24 protein-coding genes are annotated in these 22,382 nt (G+C 72.2%); 14 read left to right on the top strand and 10 right to left on the bottom strand.

Features of this window, described 5'->3' with window-relative positions:
* Window positions 1–38: 38 nt before the first annotated feature.
* Window positions 39–557, bottom strand: coding sequence for a hypothetical protein (locus ASG60_RS03830; protein ID WP_055950618.1), 519 nt, complete (start codon window positions 555–557; stop codon window positions 39–41).
* Window positions 544–870, bottom strand: coding sequence for a hypothetical protein (locus ASG60_RS03825; RefSeq protein ID WP_056384262.1), 327 nt, complete (start codon window positions 868–870; stop codon window positions 544–546). The genes ASG60_RS03830 and ASG60_RS03825 overlap by 14 nt, the downstream gene beginning before the upstream one ends.
* Before the next feature lie 54 nt (window positions 871–924).
* On the opposite strand from ASG60_RS03825, the gene ASG60_RS03820 reads away from it, so the two are divergent.
* From ASG60_RS03820 to ASG60_RS03790, 7 genes are all read left to right on the top strand, one after another.
* Complete coding sequence (locus tag ASG60_RS03820; RefSeq protein ID WP_056088177.1) at window positions 925–1,686, top strand: hypothetical protein; 762 nt, start codon at window positions 925–927, stop codon at window positions 1,684–1,686.
* 108 nt (window positions 1,687–1,794) lie between these two features.
* Entirely contained in the window at window positions 1,795–2,301 is a 507-nt protein-coding gene (locus tag ASG60_RS03815; protein ID WP_056088179.1) for a hypothetical protein, read from the top strand.
* 2 nt (window positions 2,302–2,303) lie between these two features.
* Window positions 2,304–2,912, top strand: coding sequence for a hypothetical protein (locus ASG60_RS23105; protein WP_200947645.1), 609 nt, complete (start codon window positions 2,304–2,306; stop codon window positions 2,910–2,912).
* Between the two features lie 54 nt (window positions 2,913–2,966).
* Window positions 2,967–3,245 (top strand): hypothetical protein, encoded by a 279-nt coding sequence (locus ASG60_RS03805; RefSeq protein ID WP_056088182.1) that lies wholly within the window; start codon window positions 2,967–2,969, stop codon window positions 3,243–3,245.
* A gap of 10 nt (window positions 3,246–3,255) precedes the next feature.
* On the top strand, window positions 3,256–3,960 hold the full coding sequence (locus tag ASG60_RS03800; RefSeq protein ID WP_056384261.1) for a hypothetical protein: 705 nt from the start codon (window positions 3,256–3,258) through the stop codon (window positions 3,958–3,960).
* 11 nt (window positions 3,961–3,971) lie between these two features.
* Window positions 3,972–4,691, top strand: a complete 720-nt coding sequence (locus tag ASG60_RS23005) for a hypothetical protein (protein WP_056170968.1) — start codon at window positions 3,972–3,974, stop codon at window positions 4,689–4,691.
* A gap of 53 nt (window positions 4,692–4,744) precedes the next feature.
* Window positions 4,745–5,101, top strand: a complete 357-nt coding sequence (locus ASG60_RS03790) for a hypothetical protein (RefSeq protein ID WP_018042896.1) — start codon at window positions 4,745–4,747, stop codon at window positions 5,099–5,101.
* Window positions 5,102–5,115: 14 nt separating this feature from the next.
* Here ASG60_RS03790 and ASG60_RS03785 read toward each other — a convergent pair whose 3' ends face one another.
* A complete protein-coding gene (locus ASG60_RS03785) occupies window positions 5,116–5,514 on the bottom strand; it encodes a hypothetical protein (RefSeq protein WP_018042895.1) in 399 nt (132 codons plus the stop codon).
* 145 nt (window positions 5,515–5,659) lie between these two features.
* Between ASG60_RS03785 and ASG60_RS03780 the strand changes: the two genes are divergently transcribed.
* The 6 genes from ASG60_RS03780 (at window position 5,660) to dps (ending at window position 9,637) form a co-directional block, all read left to right on the top strand.
* Window positions 5,660–5,926: a hypothetical protein gene (locus tag ASG60_RS03780; protein ID WP_056384260.1), complete on the top strand. Its 267-nt coding sequence runs from the start codon at window positions 5,660–5,662 to the stop codon at window positions 5,924–5,926.
* Window positions 5,923–6,516, top strand: coding sequence for a hypothetical protein (locus ASG60_RS03775; protein ID WP_056384259.1), 594 nt, complete (start codon window positions 5,923–5,925; stop codon window positions 6,514–6,516). The genes ASG60_RS03780 and ASG60_RS03775 overlap by 4 nt, the downstream gene beginning before the upstream one ends.
* Before the next feature lie 156 nt (window positions 6,517–6,672).
* Window positions 6,673–7,071: a DUF350 domain-containing protein gene (locus tag ASG60_RS03770; protein WP_056384258.1), complete on the top strand. Its 399-nt coding sequence runs from the start codon at window positions 6,673–6,675 to the stop codon at window positions 7,069–7,071.
* Window position 7,072: 1 nt separating this feature from the next.
* Window positions 7,073–7,717, top strand: coding sequence for a DUF1190 domain-containing protein (locus tag ASG60_RS03765; protein ID WP_056170981.1), 645 nt, complete (start codon window positions 7,073–7,075; stop codon window positions 7,715–7,717).
* Window positions 7,717–8,883: a glutathionylspermidine synthase family protein gene (locus ASG60_RS03760; RefSeq protein ID WP_056384257.1), complete on the top strand. Its 1,167-nt coding sequence runs from the start codon at window positions 7,717–7,719 to the stop codon at window positions 8,881–8,883. The genes ASG60_RS03765 and ASG60_RS03760 overlap by 1 nt, the downstream gene beginning before the upstream one ends.
* A gap of 202 nt (window positions 8,884–9,085) precedes the next feature.
* Window positions 9,086–9,637 carry a DNA starvation/stationary phase protection protein Dps gene (gene dps / locus ASG60_RS03755; RefSeq protein ID WP_056265194.1) on the top strand — a complete coding sequence of 184 codons (552 nt, stop codon included), beginning with the start codon at window positions 9,086–9,088 and terminating at the stop codon, window positions 9,635–9,637.
* A gap of 102 nt (window positions 9,638–9,739) precedes the next feature.
* Here the strand turns inward: dps and ASG60_RS03750 are convergent, their stop codons facing one another.
* From ASG60_RS03750 to ASG60_RS03735, 4 genes are all read right to left on the bottom strand, one after another.
* Window positions 9,740–11,308: an efflux transporter outer membrane subunit gene (locus ASG60_RS03750; protein WP_244476561.1), complete on the bottom strand. Its 1,569-nt coding sequence runs from the start codon at window positions 11,306–11,308 to the stop codon at window positions 9,740–9,742.
* 113 nt (window positions 11,309–11,421) lie between these two features.
* Window positions 11,422–14,586, bottom strand: a complete 3,165-nt coding sequence (locus tag ASG60_RS03745; protein WP_056170989.1) for a CusA/CzcA family heavy metal efflux RND transporter — start codon at window positions 14,584–14,586, stop codon at window positions 11,422–11,424.
* A 72-nt stretch (window positions 14,587–14,658) separates the two neighbouring features.
* Window positions 14,659–15,954, bottom strand: a complete 1,296-nt coding sequence (locus ASG60_RS03740) for an efflux RND transporter periplasmic adaptor subunit (RefSeq protein WP_056384255.1) — start codon at window positions 15,952–15,954, stop codon at window positions 14,659–14,661.
* Window positions 15,955–16,182: 228 nt separating this feature from the next.
* Complete coding sequence (locus ASG60_RS03735) at window positions 16,183–18,291, bottom strand: carbohydrate porin (protein ID WP_082531593.1); 2,109 nt, start codon at window positions 18,289–18,291, stop codon at window positions 16,183–16,185.
* A gap of 373 nt (window positions 18,292–18,664) precedes the next feature.
* Between ASG60_RS03735 and ASG60_RS03730 the strand changes: the two genes are divergently transcribed.
* Window positions 18,665–19,498: a transporter gene (locus ASG60_RS03730; protein WP_244476570.1), complete on the top strand. Its 834-nt coding sequence runs from the start codon at window positions 18,665–18,667 to the stop codon at window positions 19,496–19,498.
* Window positions 19,499–19,505: 7 nt separating this feature from the next.
* Here the strand turns inward: ASG60_RS03730 and ASG60_RS03725 are convergent, their stop codons facing one another.
* The 3 genes from ASG60_RS03725 to ASG60_RS03715 form a co-directional block, all read right to left on the bottom strand.
* Window positions 19,506–20,801, bottom strand: coding sequence for a YeeE/YedE thiosulfate transporter family protein (locus tag ASG60_RS03725; protein WP_056384253.1), 1,296 nt, complete (start codon window positions 20,799–20,801; stop codon window positions 19,506–19,508).
* A complete protein-coding gene (locus tag ASG60_RS03720; RefSeq protein WP_244476569.1) occupies window positions 20,798–21,640 on the bottom strand; it encodes a sulfurtransferase in 843 nt (280 codons plus the stop codon). Before ASG60_RS03720 ends, ASG60_RS03725 begins: the two co-directional genes overlap by 4 nt.
* A 433-nt stretch (window positions 21,641–22,073) precedes the next feature.
* A complete protein-coding gene (locus ASG60_RS03715) occupies window positions 22,074–22,316 on the bottom strand; it encodes a hypothetical protein (RefSeq protein ID WP_200927130.1) in 243 nt (80 codons plus the stop codon).
* Window positions 22,317–22,382 lie beyond the last annotated feature (66 nt).

The raw sequence follows: 22,382 nt of genomic DNA, 5'->3' as shown, positions 1-22,382 counted from the left end.
CGCCGACAATCCCGGACCAGAATCCCCGACCGGCGCCGTCATCGAACGGCGGCCCGGCCGATGCGGGCGCGTCGCGCCGGGAGGTGCCGGCCCAGGAGCGCGAGGCCGAGCCAAGCCAAAACCCAAGCCAAAACCCAAGCCGAAAGCCACGCAGCGAGCCAGATCTCGTACAGGTGGGCGTCGAGGGCGGCTTCCCCGTCGAGGCCGAGCCAGCGCGCGAGCCCGTGCGGGACCGGAAGGTCGGTCCAGAGGAGGACGCGCAGGACCGGGATCGAGAGCAGGCCGACGGCGAGGACGAGGCCGGCCGCCCGGTAGAGGGGCCGCGCCGCGCCCTCCACGGTGCCGACGAGGCCGCCGACGAGGGCCGTGCCGAGCCAGAGTTCGACGGGCCGCAGGGTCGGATCGGTTCCGGGCTCCGCGGGCAGGAGGGGAAACAGCAGGAAGACCGGGGCGAGGCCGAGTGCCAGCAGCAGCCCGAGGAGCGGAACGTGCAGCAGGCGCAGGACGCGGCGGCGGACCGGATCGCCGGCGTCGGGCCCCCGCTCAACCGTCCGCATCGCGCGCGCCGTCGAGGGCCTTCAGGACGGCGGGGTCGCCCCGGTGGCGCCGTCGCAGGGTCCGCCCGTCCGCCTCGGCGGCGTCGCAGCGCAGACGCTTCACGGCCGCCGCGATGGCCCGGCCGCGCGCCGCGTCCGTGGCCTCCTCCCCGCCCCAATGGTTGCAGTCCCGCAGCCGCGTCACGTACGCCGTCACGTCGCCCGGCAGAGCGGGCTCGGCCCGGACGGCGAGCGATCCGAGGAGCGGCGCGGCGAGAAGCGTGGCGAGCGGCCCGGCAAAACCCTTGGCGACCTTGGCGAGAACGGTCCGCATGGCACTCCATCCTGCCTTTCCTCGGGGCTCCCGCGCCGTATACAGGGAACCCGCATGAGACGCAGCCTTCTCCCCGCCACCCGCTCCGCCGCCCGCTTAGCGCTCCTCGCAGCGTGCCTCCCCGCCCCGTCAGTGGCGGCGGGATGGGAGGCGGCGCGGTTCGAGCCGCCCGCGAAGACCGAGACCGCGACGTCTGGAGAGGGCAAGATGTCGGGGGAGGGCAAGCAGATCACCTGCACCACCTACCGCGATCTCATGGTGCGCGAGAGCGACACCGACACGCCGGACCCCGAGGACGCGAGCCTCGTGCCGCTCGTGAACGGCGCCGCCCCCGCCTGCGCCGCCGCGCCGGGGCCGGGTGCGCGCATCCTGGCGACCGCCGGCCAGCGCTTCCTCGGCCGCACGGGCGGGTTCCTCGTCTTCGAGCAAGCGAGCACCAACGGCACCGTCCCGTTCGCGGTGCTCGACGCGGGCACGGGCCGCACCCTGATCCGGGACACGACCGCCGAGGCCGGCATCGACACCTTCGCGGTCGCGGACGGGACCCTGCGGCTCGGGTTCCTCCGCGGCGTGCAGGGGGCCTGCTCGATCCCGAAGCACGGCGCCGGGTGCTGGGCGCGGATCGCCCGCGACGGGCCGCTTCCACCCGCCGTCGCGGCCCTGCCGGCACCCGTGAAGGCCTGCGCCGGGAGCTATCGGGCCGGAAAGGCCCCGAAGGACACGCCCAGCATCGTCTCGTTTCCCGTACGCCTCACGGGGACCGCCCCGCCCACCGTCGAGGCCGGCGGCCCGGTGCGCTGCGCCCCGACACCGTGAAGGCGATCTCCCCGTGAGGGCGGCTCTCACTTTGACAGCGTGCCCGCCCCGTCATCGAACCGTCACGCCAAGCCCGCATCCGGGGCCGTCCTACCGAGGAACCACCGCATGATCTCACGCCGCCACGCCCTCGCCGCCGCGCTCGCCCTGTCGGTCCTGTCCGCCCCCTCGGCCATGGCCGAGCCGACCATCGGCCTCGCCGAGCGCCGAGCGATCGCGGCCTACCGCCAGGACCGCTACCCCGCGCAGGAAAAGGCGATCCAGGAGGCGGCGGGCTTCGCCGTGCCGGTGGAGGTGGCGTGGGACGACCTCACGCTCCCGGGCGACGCCAAGTACTATTCCGACCCGGACTATTTCGAGAAGACGATCTTCGAGCCCCTCGCCGCCGGGCTGAAGGAGGTGGCCAAGGACAAGATGGGCCGCGACGCCCTGGCCGCGAAGCTCAAGACCATCCGCGTCCGCTTCGACGAGAACACCGCGCCCGCCTCGAACTACGCCAAGCGCCTCACGTTCGACGGCGGGGTCCTCGACGTGAACTGGCGGCCGTTCACCAACGTCGCCGACTCGAAGGACCGGGTCGAGGCCGTGGTGAAGCTGCTGGAGAAGGGCCTCTGACGGTGCGTAATACCGCCCTGGGCCTCGCCGCCCTGCTCGCCGCCTGCGGCGCGGCGGCGGCCGAGCCGGCCGCCCGGTCCGGCACCTACGACAGCCTGACCCTGGCGGTCTCCGGCGATGCGGTGGCGGGGGTCTTCGCCGAGCAGCGGGGGGCGGCCGAAGCCGGGAGCCCTCAATTCGCCTGCGTGTTCCTCCTGCGCGGCACCCTCGCGGGCGACCGGGCCAAGGTCGAGACGTGGTTTCCCGACGAGCCGGAGCGCATCCCGGGGGACCTCGCCTTCACCCCGGACGGCGCCGCCCTGACCCTCGCGGAGGATCACGGCGGGTGTTCGATGACCACGGGCACCATGGTGGGGACCCCCTACGCGCTCTCGCGGCGTGCGGCGTCGACCCCGGACGGATGGATCGGCGTCGGCCTCGTGACGGCCGAGCGCACGGCCTTCCGGCCGGAACCCGGCCCGGCTCCGGCCCGGGCGCCCTACCTCGTCCGGCTCGATCCCGTCGCGGTGTTGGAGCGGCGGGACGCCTGGGTGCGCGTGCGCTACCGGGGCGAGAAGGCCCCGGTCATCGGCTGGCTGCCTGCCGCCGACCTCACCGTGGTGACGCCCTGACCCCCTCGCCGCCCGAACGGGCCGAAGGCCCGCCCCCGACCCCAGGACGATCCCATGCGCCGAACGCTGTCCCACACCCTCGTCCCGCTGATCCTCGTGGCCGGCCCGGCCGTCGCCCAGGCCCCCGCCGTGCCGCCGCGCCCGGCCACGACCTGGGTGCCGGTTGAGGAGCCCATGAGCGCGCTCCTCAACGGCGGCCACCGCATCGTCTCCGCCTCCGGTCCGAGCTTCACCCTCGAGCGGGGCGGCAAGTACGTGGTCTGCGAGGTGCGGCCGGCGGGCGGGATGCGCGGGGCTGCCGAGACCACCTCGACCTGCCACCGCGTGAACTGAGGCCGGCAGGATGGAAGCCACGGACGCGTCCCTTCGCGCGCGGTTCGACGCCCTGTGGGCGCGGACCGTCGGCACGCCCGGCGCGGCGGCGTGGCGGGCCCTCGATGCGGGCTACGGCGCGGCGGACCGGCACTATCACGGCTGGCCCCACGTCGCGGCGCTGCTCGCGGGGCACGATTCCGCGCGGGCGCATCCCGATTTCGCGGGCGTCGACGGCGACGCCGTCGACCTCGCCATCGCCTTCCACGACGCCGTCTACGACACCGCCCGCGCCGACAACGAGGCCCGCAGCGCCGACCTTCTGCGTGCCGAGGCGGGGCCGGCGTCCGAGGATGCGCGCGTCCGGGCCGCGATCGCGATGATCCACGCGACGGCGGCGCACGGCCCGAGCGCGGACCCGGCGACACGGCTCCTCCTCGACCTCGATCTCGCCGTGCTCGGTGCGCCGCGCGCCGTCTACGCGGCCTACGCGGCGGCGATCCGCCGGGAATACGCCGCCGTTCCCGAGGCGGCGTGGCGGCTCGGGCGCGCCCAGGTCCTCGACCGCTTCCTCGCCCGGCCGCGCCTCTACCAGACCGACCTCTTCCACGACCGCTTGGAGGCCGCCGCCCGCGCCAACCTCGCGGCGGAAGCGGCCGGGCTCCGCGCCGGGCCCACAGAACAGGCGGACCTACGGAATAGGCGGACTCACGGAATAGGCAGACTCACGGAATAGGAACGTCCCGCATGCGTCCCTCGCGTCGCGTCGCGCGCCTCGTCGCGCTCCTCGGCCTGCCCCTCGTGCTCGCGGCCTTCGCGGCGGAGGGCCGGTTCGGCATCACGCGGTACCGCCTCGCCGGGACCGCGTACGCCGTGCCGCACACCTACGAGTTTTCCCGAAATTTCCGCCTGCCCTGGCTCGACGCGCTCCCGGGGCTCGGCCGGGAACCGGCGGATTCGCTCTGGCTGATGCTGCCCGCCGCCGAGGTCGCGGCGGGCCTCCCCGGCTACAGCCCCCTCAGCCACGGCCATGCCGGCCCGTTCGCCACCGACCTCGTGGTCCACGTCGTCGGCGACCCGGACGGGCGCCGCTTCGCACCCCTCCACGCCCGGCAATGGGGCATTTTCGATGCGCGGCTCGCCGAGGGCGCGCCGTGGCGGCCCGACCCGTCCGGCGGCGAGCGCCTCGTCCATTCCGAGGGCGTCGACCACCGGCGCTTCTACCGCCTCCCGTCCCGGCACGCGGCGCGGCCGGCCGACCAGGCCCCGCCCGGCTGCCTCGCCTCGGACACTTCGGACAAGCGCGAGGTCTCCACCTGCACCTACCTCGTCCACCGCGACGGCCTCACCTACGATTTCTCCCTGCGCCCGGAGAATCTGGCCGTGGCCGACCGCGTGCCGGCCTACGTCCTGGCCCGCCTCGCGGCCTGGAAGCGTCCGGCGCCGGCCCGGGAGGAAGCCCCCTGATCCGCCGCGACCCGGCCTACTGGCAGCGCCTGCGCAAGGACCGTCCCTCGAACGTGGCGGCCGGGCTCGCCGTCGTGGCGGGCCTCGCCGCCACCGTCTCGGTCACCGCCTGCCTCGTGCCGGGACCGCACGGCGCCGCCCGGGCCCAACCCCTCTATTGGCTGTCGATGCTGCCCCTGGTCTGGTGGGCGAACGGCCTGGTGCGGTTCGAGCCGCGTGCGGTGCGGTGCTGGCGGGCCGCCCTGGCCCTGGCCTGCCTCGGCGCCGGCGCGGGCCTCGCGGCGGCCCTGTGGCGGGCGGAGGATTGGACGCTGCCCGCCCTCGGCTTCGCCGTCACCCTCGCGAGCGCCGGAGCGAGCCTCGCGGTCCACCGCGACAGTCTGGTCGCCCGCGAGGGGCCGGCGCGCTGAGCGCCACGGACCCGTCAGCGCTGGCGGATCGGCCGCAGGGGGCCGTGGAAGAAGCCGGGCTCCATCCCGATGGCGGCGGCGCGCTCACCGATCACGGCGAGGCCGCTCAACAGACCGGCGACAGGGGAATCCAGCAGGCCCGGATGGTTCAGGGCCTTGCCGATCTGGCGGCCCTCCCACCAGAATTCCGCGAACAGCAGGGCGAGGAGGCCGAGCAGCCCCCAGGTCTCCAGGCCCTGCCCGAGGAGATAGACGCCGTAGGGCGGCGACAGGATCGTGCTGAGCTTGGCCAGACCGATCACCCCGGCAAAGCCCAGGACGAGGATCAGGAGCAGGCGGACCAGCAGGCGCCGATACAGGCGCAGGGCCAGGTTGAGTTCCTCCACGGAGGAGTGGTCGAGCGTCAGGGACATCCGGGTTCCTCCCATGCGGTTCTTCCCGCCTGATACGGTCCGGGATGTGTGACCGACGGACGCCCGCCCCGCAACCGGCGCCGGGGCGGGTGACATCCCGGGGCCGGACGCCCATGCTCGCCCGTCGATGCGAGGAGCCCGAGCCGTGCTGGTGATCCTGGACCGCCTGTTCTCCCGATCCGGCGCGCAAGCACCCGCGACGGGCCGCCTCACGCCCGAGCGGGCGGCGGCAATCGCGGCGCGCGCCGCGGCGGGAACGGGCCTCGCCACCACCGGCACGGCCGTGCCGACCCGGACGGACACCGGCCTCGTCTGGGACGTCCGCGAGGTCGCCTACGGCAGCGGCTGGCGCGTGTGCGTGGACAATGCCACGGGCGCGCCCGGCCCGGTCGGGCGCTGGGGCCTCCGGTGAGCCGGGCGGTACGGGGACGAGCGCTCACCTCGCTCGCCCTCCTGGGGCTCGCGGCCGGCCTCGCGCCCCAGGCCGTGCGGGCGCGCGACGGGGGCGCCTACCCGCTCGCCTGCCGCGACGTCCACGCGGATTTCGCCCGCACGGAGCACTGCGCCCGCCGCGCGGGGGACTTCGTCCGCATCGATCCCGCCCGCCTCGCGCGCATGCCGTTCCGGGGCGGGGTGACGGAGATCGTCGTCGACGAAATCGGCTGGCTCTGGGCGCGCCGCGACGGGCTGGCGCTGGCGGTGTTCCCCCTCGACAACGGGCCGGACCCCTTCGCGCAGGGGTTGGTGCGCGCGCGTCACGCCGGCAAGGTCGCGTTCCACGACCGGCGCCTGCGCCGGGTCCTGGCCACGGATTTCGACTGGTCGTTCCCGTTCAACGCCCGCGGGGAGGCCCTGGTCTGCCAAGGCTGCCGCTCGGATGGGCGCCAGCCGTCCGCCATGGTCGGGGGCCGTTGGGGGCTGATCGACCGGCACGGCCGGCTGACGCGGCCGCTGGCGGAAGGCGGAGGCGCCGCCACGCGTTACTTCGGCTGGCCCCGATGAACGCGCCCGCCGACGCGAAGGCCGGTTGAGGACGCCGTCACGCGGTTGTGATCGCGCGGGGCCGCATGGTACGCCGTGTGGACGGGCTAAGACGGGAGACGGTGCCATGGACGAATCGCCTACGGCAGCGCCGCGCCCCGGCTCGGGGATGCCGGCGTGACCTCGATCTCGGGGCTGCCCGCCTTCCTGCTCTACCTCGCCACCGCCGGGGGGCTCATCGGGACGTATCTCCTCGTCTACACCCTCGCCACCGCCCACAACGAGTTGGCGCTGATCCGCCAGGACGTGGCGGCGGCGGCGGTGGCCCTCGGCTTCAGCCTCGTCGGCTTCGCCCTGCCGCTCTCGGTGGCGATCTACAACGCGCAATCTCTCCTCGACTGCATCGTCTGGGGCCTCGTCGCCCTCGTGGTGCAAATCGCGATCTACTGGCTCGTGCGCCTCGCCGTGCCCGACCTCTCCCGGCGCATCGAGGCGGGCAGCATGGCCGCCGCGACGCTCCTCGGTGCCGCGTCCTTCGCGGGCGGCATCGTCAACGCCGCCTCGATGACCGCCTGAGATGGTGGTGCCGCCCCCGGGGACACCGGACGCCGCCGCCGAGGCGCGCCGCCGCAAGCGCTCCGTCGCCATCTCCCTCGTCCTCGTCGCCGGGGCGGGCACCGCCGCCCTGGTGCTGGCCGGGCTCGATCCCTCCCAGAAGGAGGAGGACGCCCTCGTGTACGAGAACCCCGCCGCCTGCGCCGCGCAGGGCCTGCGCAGCGCCGAGGCCTGCACGACCGACCACGCGGCGGCTCTGGCCGCCTACGCGTCGAGCGCGCCGCGCTACCGCACCCTGGACGAGTGCCGGGGGCATCACGGCCCGGACGGCTGCGTCGCGGGTGAGACCGTCGTGGCGGACGCGGCCGGGTTCTTCGTGCCCGTGATGGCGGCCTACCTCCTCGGCCGCACGGTGGAGCAGGCCCTGCCGCCCCAGCCCCTCTACCGGCACGCGGACGAGGCGACGGGCGGGGGCGGGGGCTACTGCACCGGCGCGGGCGGACGGGTTTTCGCCGCCCGCGGCGGCGGGGCGACCCATGTGGCGTCGCGGGTGGCGCGCGCGACGCCATCGTCACCCCGCACGGTGACATCCGGCGGCTTCGGCGCGACCGGGCGGGCGTTCTCCTCCGCCTCGGGCAGCCGCTCGGGCGGGTTCGGGGGCGGCTGATGCGCCGGGTGACGCTGCCCGAGCGGCCGGACTGGCGCGCGCACGCGGCCCGGGCGGGCTTCACCTTCCATACCTTCGACGACGCGCCCTACTGGGACGAGGGCGCCTACTATGCCTTCACCCTGGCGGAGATCGAGGACGACCTTGAGGCGCCGACTCGCGACCTCCACGCCCTCTGCCTCGCCTTCGCCGAGCGGGCGGTGGCGGACGCGGCGATCCTCGCCTCCCTGGCGATCCCCGAACACGCCTGGGACGCCATCGCGGACAGCTTCCGGCGGCGCGACCCGTCCCTCTACGGACGCCTCGACTTCCGCTACGGCGGGGCCGGCACGGGGCCGGTGAAGCTCCTCGAATACAATGCCGACACGCCGACGGCCCTCTACGAGAGCGCGGTGTTCCAGTGGCTCTGGCTGGAGGACGGCCTCGCGACGGGGCGCCTGCCCGCGGGGGCCGACCAGTTCAACGCGCTGCACGAGCGCCTCATCGCCCGCCTCGCCGGGATGGGGCTGCCGGGCCGGTTGGCGTTCACGTGTTTTCCCGACGCGTTGGAGGACCGGGGCACGGTGGCCTACCTGCAGGATTGCGCGGTGCAGGCCGGGCTCACCGCCCCCTTCGTGCCCATCGAGGCCATCGGCCTCGCCGAGGACGGGCGTTTCGTCGAGGCCGGGGGCGGGCCCCTCGACGCCCTGTTCAAGCTCTACCCGTGGGAGTGGATGTTCGCCGACGCCTTCGGCGCCGCCATCGGCGCGTCGCCCACCCGCTTCCTCGAACCGCCCTGGAAGGCCGTGCTCTCGAACAAGGGGCTCCTTGCCCATCTCTGGGCCTTGGCGCCCGGGCACCCGAACCTGCTGCCGGCCTATTTCGAGTCCGACCCCGCCAAGGCGGCCCTCGGCACTTCGTTCGTGAAGAAGCCGCTCTACTCCCGCGAGGGCGCCAACATCCTCCTTGTGCGCGACGGCGTGCTGCTGGAGCGGGACGAGGGGCCCTACGGCGGCGAGGGCTACGTGCGCCAGGCGCTCGCCGAACTCCCGGTCTTCGACGGCCGCCACGCCTTGGTCGGCAGCTGGATCGTCGGCGACGAACCCGCCGGTCTGTGCCTGCGCGAGGGCGCGTCGCGCATCACCACCGACCGGGCCCGGTTCGTGCCGCACCTCATCGACGGTTGAGGCCGGGTCCGCGATGCTCCGCGACGGGGCGTCGTGCCATCGACCGTGACCGGCACGGGCACTTCGCGTCGCGGCCAAGGAACCCTCAGGCGTTCGCCGTCTTGATGGAGGTATGTGCGTGACGCACGGGGCGATCGCCTCGGGCCGTGCATCACGTGGCGGAGGAATGGGATTTCATTCCTCAAAACGCAAAGGATTGATCATGGCGAACACGAATTCCACCTCGGGCCAGCGGCTCCACGAGACCCAGAACGGCACGAAGTCCAACGCCAAGCAGGTCTCGACCGACGCCCTCAACGCCCGTCTGGCCGACGGCATCGACTTGGCGCTGGCGGTGAAGCAGGCGCACTGGAACCTGAAGGGTCCGCAGTTCATCGGCATCCACGAGATGCTGGATGGTTTCCGCGCCGAGCTCGACGATTACAACGACAAGGTCGCCGAGCGCGTCACTCAGCTCGGCGGGACCGCCCGGGGCACGGCGGCGGCCGTCGCGGGTTCGTCGCAGCTCGCCCCCTATCCCCTCGACGCCTACGCCATCGCCGACCACGTCGCGGCGCTGATCGACCGCTACGCCGTCTACGCCAACGCCGTGCGCCAGAACATCGACGACACCGACGAGGCCGGGGATGCCGGCACGGCGGATCTCTTCACCGAGGTGTCGCGCGGCGTCGACAAGCAACTCTGGTTCCTCGAGGCCCATGTCCAGGAGCCCACCGGCCAGCTGCGCGACGGCGACCACGCCGGCAAGCGCTGACAGGCGACGAGCGCCGAACCCTTTCGCCGGTTCGCTGAAACGATAAAGGGCGCCGGTCTCCGGCGCCCTTTTTCGTGGAACTCCGCCCAGGGCGCGCGTCCCCTACAGGAACGGCGCCGGGTCCCGTTCCGGCTTGGGCGGCCGGACGTCGTTGCGGTTCCACCAGCCGCCGCCGAGCGCCTGGAACAGGGCCGCGGTGTCGGCGTACTGGTTGGCGCGGGCCCCCGCCGAGGTGACGATGGCCGACAGGTAGGATTGCTGGGCGATGAGCACCTGGGTGCTGTTGATGGCGCCTGCGGTGTACTGCTTGCGGATGAGGTCGAGGCTCTGGCTCGTCGCCTTCTCGGCCGCGGCCGCCGCCGCCACGGCCTGAGCGTCGGATTGCAGCGCCCGCAGGGCGTCGGCGACGTTCTGGAACGCGCCGATGACCACGGCGCGGTACTGGGCCTGGGCCTGGTCGAGGGTCTCCTCCGCGGCGCGCTGGCGGCGGAACAGGGTGCCGGCGTCGAAGATCGGCTGGGCCACGGTGCCGACGATGCCGTAGAAGCTCGCCGCCGAACTCGCGAGCTGCGCGATCCGCACGGCGCTCGACCCGCCATTGGCCGTGATGTTGAACTGCGGCAGGCGGTTGGCGACGGCGACCCCCACGAGCGCGCTCGCCTGCTGCACGTTTGCCTCCGCCGCCTTCACGTCGGGGCGCTGCTGCACGAGGTGCGAGGGCAGGCTGACGGGCAGCCGGGTCGGCAGGCGGAGCGACGCGAGGGTGAAGGTCTGGGTGACTTCCTCGCTGGGCAGGCGCCCAACGAGGGCGGTGAGCAGGTTGCGCTGGAGCGCGAGCTGCTTTTCCAGCGGCGGCAGCAGCTGCATCGACACCGAGAGCGCCGCCTGCTGCACCACCACGTCGGCTCCGGCGATCTGCCCGAGGGAAAGCTGCTTGTTGTAGAGGGTCAGCACCTCGGTCTGGGCCTGGATCACCCGCTTCGTCGCGTCGATCTGGGCGCGCAGGGACGCCTCCTGGATCGCCGCCAGCACCACGTTGGCGGTCAGCGACAGGTAGGCGGCCTCGAGCTGGAAGCGCTGGTTCTCGGCCTGGGCCTCCAGCGACTCGATCTGGCGCCGGTTGCCGCCGAACACGTCGGGGGTGAACGAGACCGTCACCTGCGGGGTATAGAGGCTGTAGAACAGTTGGCGCTGGTCGTTGAGCGGGCTCTGGAGTTCGCCGCCCGGCACCTTCTGGCGCGAGCCGAGGCCGTTGAAGCCCACCTGCGGGAACAGGGTGCCGCGCTGGGCCTCGACGTTCTGCTGGGCGATGCGCAGGGCCGCCTGAGCGGCGTCGAGGTTGGGGTTGTTGGCGAGCGCCTCCTCCACGAGGTGGTTGAGCGCCTTGGAGTGGAACAGGGTCCACCACTGGCCCGGCACATCGGCCCCGGCGATGAAGTTCTGGTCGGCCGAGCCGCCCTGGCGGGTCACCACCTTGTCGGTGGCCGTCGGGTTGCCGAGGGGCTCGCGGGTGTAACGGGTCACCGGCGGATCGGCGGGGGGCACGAAATCCGGGCCGACCATGCAGCCGCCGAGGCCCGCCGCCAAGACCGTCGCCAGGCCCGCCACGAGGGCGGCGGCGCGGGCCGTACGCAGGAGCGCCATCCCGGATCCGTTCGTGGTGCGTCGCATGATGTGGCCGATCCCGCCGGACGTCCGACGCCCGTAGAGGCGACGCAGACCCGCGCGAGTCAACGCGACGGTTCGTGCGGGATCGACGCTTTCACGCCCCTGTGTCGCGCGCATCACGCGTACGCCTCCCGGGCCGCCGCGTGCGCGGCCTCCGGCGGGCGCATTCCCGGGGCCGGCTTGCGCCGCGAGAACAGCCCGATGAGGATCGGCACGATCACCAGGATGAGGTTGGGCGCGAGCATGATGCCGCCCACCACCACCAGCGCCAGGGGCTTCTGCACCTGCGAGCCGATGCCCGTGGAGACCGCCGCCGGCAGGAGGCCGACGCAGGCGGCGACACAGGTCATCATCACCGGGCGCATGCGGACGTTGGCGGCGTGCCACACGGCGGCGCCCCGCTCCCAGCCCTCGTCGAGGAGCTGGTTGTAATAGGAGAGCAGGATCACGCCCTCCATGGTCGAGATGCCGAACAGCGCGATGAAGCCGATGGCCGCCGAGATGGAGAACGGCGTCAGCGTCAGGGCCAGGGCGAAGATGCCGCCGATCATCGCCATGGGAATCACGCTGAGCGTCAGCAGCATGTCGGTGAGGGAGGCGAAGTTGACGTAGAGCAGGAGCGCGATGAGCGCGATGGTGATGGGCACCACGACACTGAGGCGCGCCACGGCGTCCTGCAGGTTGGTGAACTGGCCGACCCATTCGAGGTGGAAGCCCGCCGGCAGGGGCACCTCCTGGGCGATCCGGCTCTGGGCCTCCAGCACGGCGCCGCCGAGATCGCGCCCGCGCACGGAAAACTTCACCGGGATGTAGCGCTCCTGGTTCTCGCGGTAGATGAACGCCGCGCCCGAGGTCAGCTCCACGGTGGCGATCTCGGAGAGCGGCACGGGGATCACGCCGCCGGCGGGGTTCGGCGCCCCGATGGTGATGTTGCGGATGGTGGCGAGGCTGCTTCGGTATTCGGATGCGAGGCGCACCCGCATGGGGAAATGCCGGTCCGAGCCGTACTCGTAGAGGTCGCCCGCCGTCTGGCCGCCGATGGCCGCCTGGACGGTGGTGTTCACGTCGCCGGGCGTCAGGCCGAAGCGGGCGGCTTTCCGCCGGTCGATGTCGATGCGCACCGTGGGTTGGCCGAGGGAGGCGAAGACCGAGAGGTCGGCGATGCCGGGAATCTTGGCGAGCGACGCCTTCACGGCCTCGGCGGTGCGGGTGAGTTCGGTGAGGTCGCTGCCGTAGATCTTGACGGAGTTCTCGCCCTTCACGCCCGAGGCCGCCTCCTGCACGTTGTCCTCGATGTACTGGGAGAAGTTGAACTCGATGCCGGGGAACGCGTCGTCGAGCTGCTTCGACAGGGTGCGCACGAGGGTCTCCTTGTCGAGGCCGGCGCGCCACTGGTCGATGGGCTTCAACGGCGCCAGGATCTCGACGTTGAAGAAGCCGGTGGCGTCGGTGCCGTCGTCGGGGCGGCCCTGGTGGGACAGGACGGTGACCACCTCCGGCACGTCGGACACCATCTTGCGCAGGCGCTCGACGTAGGCGTTGCCGGCCTCCAGCGAGATCGAGGCCGGCATGGTGCCGCGGATGTAGAGGTTGCCCTCCTCGAGCTTGGGCAGGAATTCGAGGCCGAGGGTTCTGGCCGCGATGGCGGAGGCCCCGAGCATGGCCGCCACCACGAGGAGCGACAGCACCTTGTTGCGCAGGCCGAAGCGCAGGATGATCACGTGGCCGAAGCGCAGCAGGCGCACCACCAGGGTGTCGCGCTCCTCCACGTGTTTCGGCAGGATCAGGGCCGAGAGGGCGGGCGAGACCGTGAAGGTGGCGAGCAGGCCGCCGATGAGCGCGTAGGCGTAGGTCTTGGCCATGGGGCCGAAGATGTGGCCCTCGACGCCCGTCAGGGTGAAGAGCGGCAGGAAGCCGACGATGATGATGGTGGCCGAGAAGAAGATCGCCCGGTTCACCTCCGCGCCCGCGATGGCGATGGTGCCGAGCCGCCCGGTGAGGCCGCCCGGCGCCTCCTGGCCCTCGCTGTGCTCGGGTTCGGCCACGTGCCGGAACACGTTCTCGACCATGATCACGGTGGCATCGACGATGAGGCCGAAATCGATGGCGCCCAGCGACAGGAGGTTGGCCGAATCGCCGCGCAGGACGAGGATGAGGATGGCGAACCCGAGGGCGAAGGGAATCGTCGCCGCCACGATGATGGCGCTGCGCAAACTGCCCAGGAACACCCACTGCACCACGAAGACCAGGATCACGCCGAAGACGAGGTTGTGCATCACCGTGTGGGTGGTGGTGTGGATGAGCCCGCTGCGGTCGTAGATCCGCTCGACCTTCACGTCGGGGGGCAGCAGGCCGCTGGCGTTGATCTTGTCGATCTCGGCTTCCACCAGTTTCAGGGTCGGCAGGCTCTTGCCGCCCCGGCTCATGAGCACGATGCCCTCGACGATGTCGTTCTGGCCGTCATGGCCGACGATGCCGAGGCGGGGCGCGTTGGAGACGCGGATGTCGGCGACATCGCGCACGAGGACCGGCACGCCGGCCACCTGCGTCAGCATGGTGTCGCGGATGTCGTCCATGTCGCGGATGAGGCCGATGCCCCGCACCACCGCCGATTGCTCGCCGACGTTGAGGGTCTGGCCGCCGACGTTGATGCTCGAATTGTTGAGCGCGGTGACGAGCTGGACCAGGGTCAGGCCCTGCGCCTGCAGGCGGTTGAGATCGACGGCGATCTCGTATTCCTTGGTCTTGCCGCCGAACGCCGTGACGTCGACCACGCCCGGAATCGCCTTGAACCGGCGCTGCAGCACCCAATCCTGCAGGGTCTTCAGCTCCGTGGACGAGTAGCCCGCCGGCCCCGTCACCTTGTAGCGCATGATCTCGCCCACGGGGGAGGTCGGCGAGATCTGCGGCTGGGCCCCGCCCGGCAGGGGCGGCAGCTGCGACAGGCGGTTGAGCACCCGCTGCAGGGCTTCCTGGTAGGTGAAGTTGTAGTTGAACTGCACCTTCACGTCGGACAGGCCGAACAGCGAGATGGTCCGCACCACCGTGGCGTTGGGAATGCCGGCGAGCTGCACCTCCAGGGGAATGGTGATGTAGCGCTCGATCTCGTCGGCCGATTGCCCGGGATTCTGCGTGATCACGTCGACGAGCGGCGGCACCGGATCGGGATAGGCCTCGATGTTCAGCTGCGTGTAGCTGGCGTAGCCCAGCCCCAGCATCGCGAGGAACATGAGGAACACCAGCACGCGCTGGCGCAGGGCGAAGACGATCAGGCTGTTCATCGCGCGCGGGTCATGGTCGGCCGATCGGGGCTGGGAATTTCTTGGGGGACGGTAAGGGTCGTGCGGTCCGGCTCAGGACGCCTTGTCGCCGCTGACGGCGCGATCCATGAACAGGGCGCCGCGGGTGACGATCTCCTCGCCCGCCTTGAGCCCCTCCACCACCTGCACCATGCCCTGGCCGGCGAGGCCGAGGGTGACGGCGCGGGCCTCGATGGCGCCGTCGGGCCGGGCGACCCAGACCTGGGCGCGGCGGCCCTCGTAGACGATGGCGGAGGGCGGGATCGCCGGCGCGGTCTGGCCGGGGCCGGTGAAGATCGTGAAGGCGGCGAACATCTCGGGCTTGAGCACCCGGTCGGGGTTCTCGACCTCGCTGCGCACGGCGAGGCGCCGGGTCGCCGGATCGAGGGAGGCCGCCATGTAGTCGACCTTGCCCTTGAAGGCCCGCTGGCCGAAGCCCGCCACCCGGGCCTCGACGTCCTGGCCGAGGCGGATCTTCGGGATCTCGCTCTCGCGCACGTTGGCGACGAGCCAGACCGTCGAGAGGTCGCCGATGACGAAGACCGGCTCGGCCGAGGTGCTGAGATACTGGCCGATGCCGACCTTGCGCTGGACGATGGTGCCGGCGATGGGCGCGCGCAGCTGCGTCTCGGCGCTCAGGGTGCCCTTCTTCTCGTAGGCGGCGATGTCGGCATCCGACTTGCCGAGGATGCGCAGGCGGTTCTTCACCGCCTCCAGGCTCGCCTCGGCGGTCTTGAGGTCGCTCTGGGCGCCGATCACGTCGTTCTGGGCCGACTGGTAGTCCTTCAGAGCCACGGCTTTGGCCTGGAACAGCTCCTGCTGGCGGGCCGCGATGGTTACGTCGAGCTTCAGCAGGGCGGTGGTCTTGGCGATGGTGTTCAGCGCCGCCTGGTAGTCGCTCTGGGCCTGGACCATGTCGGTGGCCTCCATGGTCAGGAGCACGTCGCCGGCCTTCACCTCGTCGCCCGCCCGCACCAGCACCTTGGTGACCCGGCCCGCATAGGGCGAGGTGACCGGCACGTTGTCGTCGTCGTTGAGGGCGATGCGCCCCTCGGCCGTGCCCTCGGGCCGGAACGTCACGGCCCGGACGGGGGCGATCTCCAGGGCGGTGCGCTGGGCCGGGTTCGGGCGGAACACCCGCGCGACGGTGTCGGCGCGGCCGCCGACGGTGTCGGCCGCCTCCTCGGACGGGCCGGAGATCTGGGCCATGCGCTCGCGCACCGTGGTGAGCACCCATCCGGCGAAGGCCGAGTCGCGCTCCGACCAGGCGACGGCGCCGAGACCGGCGCAGATCACCAGCCCGAGCAGGACGATGAGTTTGGAGATGCCCTTCCGGGGACCTGTGGACATGGCGGCACTTTCCGGCGGTCGGCGCGAAGGCGTTCTCGATGGGGGCTCGTCCCGTTGCCGGGTCGTATCCCAAGGACGGGATTCATGACGGCGCAATGACGCCGGAATGGGGGCACGGACAAAAGCCCGTGATCGCCGGCGGCTAACCCATGTTAGCCTCCGGGCCGGCGCCGGCCGTGTCTTCGGCCGTGTCTTGCCGGTTCCGGCCGGGCGTCGTGCGGGCCACGTCTAGAAATCCGCGTGCAGGCGGGTGCCGAAGAAGTGCGCCGGGCCGCGGTCCCGGTTGTAGGCGGGGTTCGCCACGAACTGGTAGTCGGCCGTCAGCACCAGGGCCTTGCCGAGGCTCAGCGCGTAGTAGGCCTCCACCGCCCGCTCGGGCGCGTAGGTGAGCCGCCCGTCGCCGATGAGCAGGCCCAGCCCCCCGTTGGCGAAGTAGTCGCGGTGGGACGGCGAGAGCTGGTTCATGGACGTGCCGAGGCCGACGGTGTCGCTCGGGCGGCCCCATTGGCTGCCCTTCAGGGAGACGCCGCCGGAAAAACTCCGGTCGATGTCGGTGAAGGACAGGTTCTCGTTGCGCCCGTCGGCGGCGCTGGCGCGGGCGAACACGCCGAGATCGTCGGTGACCGCCTGTTCGAGGTTGACGTAGACCCCGCTCTTGCGGCGCGGGCGCCGGGTCGCCGCCACGGCGTCGTTGATGTCGTCGAAGGTGCCCGCCTGGGCGAGGCCGACCACCTCGCGGTAGCGCGCGCTGTTGCCGACGTTGGAGAAGGCACCGAGGCGCAGCTTGCCCGGCCGGTCGAGGAGCGGCAGCACGTGGCGCTCCTCCAACTCGATGGTGAAGCCGCCGCGCTCGAACACCCGCGGGTCGAGCACGTCGCTGGACGGCTCCTTCGGCACCTGGGTGTAGGCGGCCCGCAACGCGAATTCGGCACGGTTGTACTCGACCAGAATCCCCTGCGTGTAGCCGGGCAGGTTGGCGGGGAAGTCCCAGGCCGCCGAGCTCCACAGGCCCCAATTGGCGAAATCCACGCGCGGGTCGTGGGCGTAGCGGTTGCCGTCGAAATAGTCGCCCATGGCGAACTTGCCGGCGATGAATGTGATCCGCTCGACGTCGTAGGTGTTGGCGATCTGGTTTGGGCCGTCGGGCAGGGTCTCGGTCTCGCCACCGAGACCGAAGGTCTGGCGCACGAAGTAGCGGGCGGAGCGCAGCTTCGGGAACGGCGCCCCGGCCTTCTGCGCCTCGCCGTTGGTGAAGCCGGCGACCCCGAGGGTGCGGCTGAGGCCGAAGCCCTGGGAGAATTCCGGGTTGTAGTAGAGCTCGGTGCTGTCCGTGAGCTTCAGGCCGAGGAACAGCGTCGCCGTGGTCGTCGCCTGCGCCTGGTGCGGCACGAGGCTGTTGGGGCCGCTGTAGGGCGCACGGAACCCCGCCACGGCCTGGTTGAAGAACGTGGTCTGGCCGTGGAGCGAGAAGCGCTCGCCGAGCACCGGGCCGGATTCTTCCGCCTCGTCGGGCAGGCGCAGGCCGCCCGGATGCCAGCTCAGGCGCGCCATCACCTCGTTGGCGATGAAACCGGCCCGGGTCGAGACCGGGCCGCCCGCCGCCCCCGGCACCGTGCCGAGGTCGAACCGGCCGCTGCCGCCGAGATCGTTGTAGCGGTAGTCGATCCCGAGGCTGAAATGCTCGGAGACGGCGAACTGCACGCCGGCCCCGAGGGTGAAGCCGAGATAGGTGCGGTCGCGCCGCGCGGTGCCGACCGCGCCCGTCGCGGGGTCGGGATAGGTCGCGAGGAACCGCGCCTCGGCCCCCGTGAGCCCGAAGGTGGCGTAGATCAGCGACCGCTCGAAGGCGACGCCGAGGCGCCCGCGCACGGCGCCCAGCACGTCGGACTTGACCCGGATGAGGCTGAAGGCCGGATCGACGGCCTCGGTGCCGAAGCCCGGCGCCGTCGAGGCCACGGGTCGCTTGAGGTTGCTCCCGAAGAGGTCGGCCTCCACGCCCGCGAGCCACGGGCCGGTCTGCCAGTTGTAGCCCGCGAAGGCGCCGCCGACGGCGGTGGTGGCCTCGCGGCTGCGGTCCGAGCGCCCCGTCGCGTCCCCGGTCCGGAAGGCCGGGACGGCCCGGCCCCCGACGGTGGTCCGGCCGAAATCGAAGGCGCCGAACGAGGCCCCGGCGCTGCCCTCGAGCCCGAGATAGACGCCGCTCCAATCGACGAAGGCGGGCGCGACGCGGGGTGCGGCGGCCAGATCGGCGGCTCCGGCCGCCGGGGCGAAGCTCAGGCCGACCGCCAGCGTGGTCGCCCCCGGGAGCCTGCGGAACGAACGGGGAAGGAACGGCATCGGAGGCGTCTCGGACGGGCTGGATCGCAGGCCCCGCCGCATTACCCCGGCCGAATGACCCCCGCATGTCGGGCGGGACGCGGAATCGGACCGGTGCGGAAGGGTGTCGGGGAAGGGTGCCGGGATTGTATCGGCCGGTCACGCTTTTTCACATGTCTTAATCCCTCGCCCGGTCGAAGCCGCGTCGGTGGCGCCGGATTGTTGCCTTCGCGCCACGGTCGAGCCGGGAGGCCGCACCTGCGGCAGGACGCCATGCGGCGCGCGCGTTCGCCCGATGCCATGTCGCCAGATGCCATGTCGCCCGCGAGGGGCGCGGCTGCGGCGGACGATCGGGAGCACGATGGGACGAACGAGTGGGGTGAGGGCCGGGGCCATGGCGGCGCTCGCCCTGGGCGGTGCCGGCATGGCGGCGCCGGTGCAGGCCGGGTCGTCGGCGCAGCCGGGCCAGACCGTGGGCCTGCCGGCCGGCGCGCCGTTCGCGGTCGGCCTGTACTTCGTCAACACGTCGAGCTTCGGCATCCGCAGCACCGAGCCGCGCGGCACCGAGCTCAACATCAACCTGCCGAGCTTCATCTGGGCGACGCCCTGGACCGTGGCGGGCGGGCGCCTGCAATTCGTCGTGCTCCAGCCCATCGCGGCCTCGAGCACCCGGGGCGCGGCCTACCAGAGCGGCTTCGGCCAGACCCTGCTGGCCGGCCAGATCGCCTGGACCCTCGGCGAACACGTCCATGCGAGCTACCTGCTCGGCGCCTACCTGCCGAGCGACACCCGGATCGTGATCCAGAACGCGGTGCTGCACCAGCGCTTCGCCGTGACCTACAACGGCGACGGCCTCAACCTCACGGCGCACGCCCTCTACGGCACCGTGCTGGAGACGGTCTCGCCGCTGGGCACCGCGTATTACCCCGACTTCCTCAACCTCGACCTCACGGCGACGAAGAAGTTCGGGAAGTGGGAGGTCGGCCCCGTCGCCTTCGGCTCGACGGATCTGCCGACGCGCAACCCCGCCTACAAGCGCCAGGGCCAGGTCGCCGTGGGCGGCCTCGTCGGCTACGATTTCGGCCCCGTGAACCTCCAGGCCTATGTCACCCGCGACGTGGTCCAGAGCAATTACGGCGGCCGCGACACCCGCGGCTGGCTGCGCGCCATCGTGCCGATCTACAAGGACGCCGAGGCCGCCCCGTTGCGACCCGTCTTCGGGCACTGATCCGCGTCTACGCCAGAAGACGTGCCCGTCGCCCGACCCACAGGGTGCCGGCCGCACCCGCGAACAGGGCGAGGCCGAACACCCAGCCGGAGACGGCGCCGGCCATGATCCCCGACAGCAGGGTGCCGACGCTGCAGCCGAGCCCGGTCATGGCGCCCCAGCCGAGGAGGAGCCCGCCGACGAGGCCGCGCCCGATCTGGCCCGGCGTCGGCAGGGCCGGGCGGAACTGGCCCGCCGCGAGGGCCGCCGCGAGGGAGGCCAGCACGAGGCCGCCGACGAACAGGCCGTTGGGCGTCAGCACCGCGTCCCGCACGGCCGTGGCGCAGCCCCGGAACGTATCGAGCCCCTCCAGGCGCTCGGGCAGCAGCCCGAAGGCCCCCGCCGCCTGCCGGCTGCGTCCGCCGATCTCGGCCGTGACCCCGAGGGGGCCGACCCGCAGGTAGGCGAGGGTCGCCAGCGCCCCCACCGCCAACCCGCCGAGCCAGACCGGCCAGCGGACGACGAACACCGCGTGCCAGGGGCTCGTTGGCGGCAGGTGGCTCTGCGGCAGGTGGCTCTGCGACAGGTGGCTCTGCGACAGGTGGCCCGGCGGCGCCACGGCTTCGGGCGCCGGCAGGCGGCGCAGCAGGAGCAGGGCGAGGGCGCCGAGCACCGCCAGGGCGGCGACGAGGCTCCCGGCGTAGCCGAGGTGGCGCGGCAGCCACAGGACCGGCGCCTCCGAGACGCTGGCGAGGTAGAGCGGATTCCAGGTGGCGAACCCGAGGGCGAAGCCGAGGCCGGTGCCCAGCAGCGCGAACGGCGCCGTCGGCGAGCCTTCGCCCAGGCGGTAGAGATGCGCGCCGATGCAGGAGCCCGAGATCGCCATGCCGGCCCCGAACACCGCGCCGGCGAGCACGAGCACCGGTCCCACCGGGCCGATATGGGCGTCGGGCGGCAGGCGCGCGCCGGACGGGTCCGGCATCCAGGCGCCCAGCACCACGGTATAGCCGGCGATTCCCGCCGCGAGGGCGGCCAGGATGCCGAGCATCCCGCGCGGATCGCCCGTGACGAGGAGGTCGCGCCACTGGCAGTAGAAGCAGAAGCGGCTGCGCTGGAGCACGAAGCCGAACAGGGCGCCGAAGGTCAGGGACAGGGCGAGCCGCCCGCCCCCCGGTTCGCCCGCGAGGGTGTGGGCCGCAAGGGCGAGGCCGCCCGCGATGGCGAGCGCCCCGGCGACCCGCAGGGGGGCGCCCCCGTCCGTCCGGACGGAGGCGTTCGATGGGGCGGGCGGCGCAAGGGGGCGCGCCGCGACGCCGTCGCTCACTTGCCGCCCCAGACGGTCCCGGCGAGGTTCACCACGGGCACGCCGACGGTGTTGCCGTACTCGGTCCACGAGCCGTCGTAGTTGCGGGTCGGGTAGCCGAGGATGCGGCTGAGGACGAACCATGAGTGGCTGGAGCGCTCGCCGATGCGGCAGGAGGTGATGATCGGCTTGGTGCCGTCGATGCCGGCCGCCGCGTAGAGGGCCTTGAGTTCCGCCGGAGACTTGATCGTCCCGTCGGCGTTCACCGCTTTGGCCCAGGGCACGTTCACCGAACCGGGGATGTGGCCGGCGCGGATGGCGAGTTCCTGCACCCCGGCCGGGGCGATCACCTTGCCGCTGAACTCGTCGGGCGAGCGGATGTCGAGGATCTGTTCGTCGCGCTCGCGTTTGGCCACCGCCAGCACGTCGGCGAGGCGGGCGCGCAGAGCCGGCGAAGCCGGCGTGACGGCGAAGGCCGAGGCTGCGACCTCGGGGTTGCGGGTGTCGAGGGGGCGCTTCTCGGCCTCCCACTTCTTGCGTCCGCCATCGAGCAGCTTGACGTTGTCGGTCAGGCCGTACTGGGCGAACACCCAGGCGCCCCAGGCGGCGAACCAGTTGTTGTTGTCGCCGTAGAGCACCACGGTGGTGTCGCGGTCGATGCCCAGCCGCCGCACCAGGGCGGCGAACTTGTCCGGCCCGGCGATGTCGCGGCTCACGGTCTCGACGAGGTCCGTGTGCCAGGCGACGTTCTGGGCGCCGGGGATGTGCCCGCGCTCGAACACGCCCGGATCGACGCTGACCTCGACGATGCGGAGCTTCTTCGCCTCGAGGTTCTTCTCCAGCCATTCCGTGGAGACCAGGGGGCTCGCCGTAGACTGCGCGGCGTTCGGTTGGGTCGCGGCTACGGGCTCCTGCGCGGCGACCCCGAACGCGGGTGTGAGCACGGTCAGGGCGAACGCGAACAGGCAGGCGGATTTTCGCAGCACGGGAGACACTCCGGGATCGCACACGCAGTCTCTCGAACCCCCCGGTGCGACCGGGAGATTCGAGACCTGCAAGGTCAGGATCGGCCTCGCCGCCGGACGCCTGATTTCGCGATGGGAGGATCACTGATCGGACCAGCAGTGCGGCGGCGAACCATCGACAATGTCGCCTTCCCGCATGCATCAAGTCAAAGGAATGCTGTTCTGTATTACGTTCGGGTGCAGCAAGTCTCTCGCCCCGAAACCCTTGGTTTCATGAAGGATTATCTTGGCGGCTCGAACGTGCGGCCGTTCGGGGAGCCAATCGCCTTCAGCGCTCGACCCGGAGGCTCCCGACGAAGCGCCGCGCGACCTCGCGCACGGCCTCGTCGTCGCGCTCGTCCGCCGGACCCTTGTCCCAGAGATGATCGAGGCTGCCTTCGAGATCGTCGAGCAGTTCGGGATGACGCTGGGCGAGGAACCGGATGGTTCCGAACAACAGGTGTTCGACGGCCATCTCGCGGCGTCGGGCGTCGATGATCTGCTGGGCGGGGTCGGCGCTGTGCTGGCTCATGGCGTTCCAACCGGCGGCCCCGGCCCCGGGTTCGACGGGCGGCCTCCCCCATGATGCCGCATGGCG

Source organism: Methylobacterium sp. Leaf469 (genome assembly GCF_001424745.1).
Taxonomy (GTDB): Bacteria; Pseudomonadota; Alphaproteobacteria; order Rhizobiales; family Beijerinckiaceae; genus Methylobacterium.
Note: the sequence above shows the minus strand (reverse complement) of the source record. Positions and strands in the feature narration are given on the sequence as shown.

What these genes read in the sequence shown, in the direction of transcription:
- ASG60_RS03830 (WP_055950618.1), bottom strand. Translation starts at nt 557, where the DNA reads ATGCGGACGGTTGAGCGGGGGCCCGACGCCGGCGATCCGGTCCGCCGC.
- ASG60_RS03825 (WP_056384262.1), bottom strand. Translation starts at nt 870, where the DNA reads ATGCGGACCGTTCTCGCCAAGGTCGCCAAGGGTTTTGCCGGGCCGCTC.
- ASG60_RS03820 (WP_056088177.1), top strand. Translation starts at nt 925, where the DNA reads ATGAGACGCAGCCTTCTCCCCGCCACCCGCTCCGCCGCCCGCTTAGCG.
- ASG60_RS03815 (WP_056088179.1), top strand. Translation starts at nt 1,795, where the DNA reads ATGATCTCACGCCGCCACGCCCTCGCCGCCGCGCTCGCCCTGTCGGTC.
- ASG60_RS03805 (WP_056088182.1), top strand. Translation starts at nt 2,967, where the DNA reads ATGCGCCGAACGCTGTCCCACACCCTCGTCCCGCTGATCCTCGTGGCC.
- ASG60_RS03800 (WP_056384261.1), top strand. Translation starts at nt 3,256, where the DNA reads ATGGAAGCCACGGACGCGTCCCTTCGCGCGCGGTTCGACGCCCTGTGG.
- ASG60_RS23005 (WP_056170968.1), top strand. Translation starts at nt 3,972, where the DNA reads ATGCGTCCCTCGCGTCGCGTCGCGCGCCTCGTCGCGCTCCTCGGCCTG.
- ASG60_RS03785 (WP_018042895.1), bottom strand. Translation starts at nt 5,514, where the DNA reads ATGTCCCTGACGCTCGACCACTCCTCCGTGGAGGAACTCAACCTGGCC.
- ASG60_RS03765 (WP_056170981.1), top strand. Translation starts at nt 7,073, where the DNA reads ATGGTGGTGCCGCCCCCGGGGACACCGGACGCCGCCGCCGAGGCGCGC.
- ASG60_RS03760 (WP_056384257.1), top strand. Translation starts at nt 7,717, where the DNA reads ATGCGCCGGGTGACGCTGCCCGAGCGGCCGGACTGGCGCGCGCACGCG.
- dps (WP_056265194.1), top strand. Translation starts at nt 9,086, where the DNA reads ATGGCGAACACGAATTCCACCTCGGGCCAGCGGCTCCACGAGACCCAG.
- ASG60_RS03750 (WP_244476561.1), bottom strand. Translation starts at nt 11,308, where the DNA reads ATGCGACGCACCACGAACGGATCCGGGATGGCGCTCCTGCGTACGGCC.
- ASG60_RS03745 (WP_056170989.1), bottom strand. Translation starts at nt 14,586, where the DNA reads ATGAACAGCCTGATCGTCTTCGCCCTGCGCCAGCGCGTGCTGGTGTTC.
- ASG60_RS03740 (WP_056384255.1), bottom strand. Translation starts at nt 15,954, where the DNA reads ATGTCCACAGGTCCCCGGAAGGGCATCTCCAAACTCATCGTCCTGCTC.
- ASG60_RS03735 (WP_082531593.1), bottom strand. Translation starts at nt 18,291, where the DNA reads ATGCCGTTCCTTCCCCGTTCGTTCCGCAGGCTCCCGGGGGCGACCACG.
- ASG60_RS03730 (WP_244476570.1), top strand. Translation starts at nt 18,665, where the DNA reads ATGGCGGCGCTCGCCCTGGGCGGTGCCGGCATGGCGGCGCCGGTGCAG.
- ASG60_RS03715 (WP_200927130.1), bottom strand. Translation starts at nt 22,316, where the DNA reads ATGAGCCAGCACAGCGCCGACCCCGCCCAGCAGATCATCGACGCCCGA.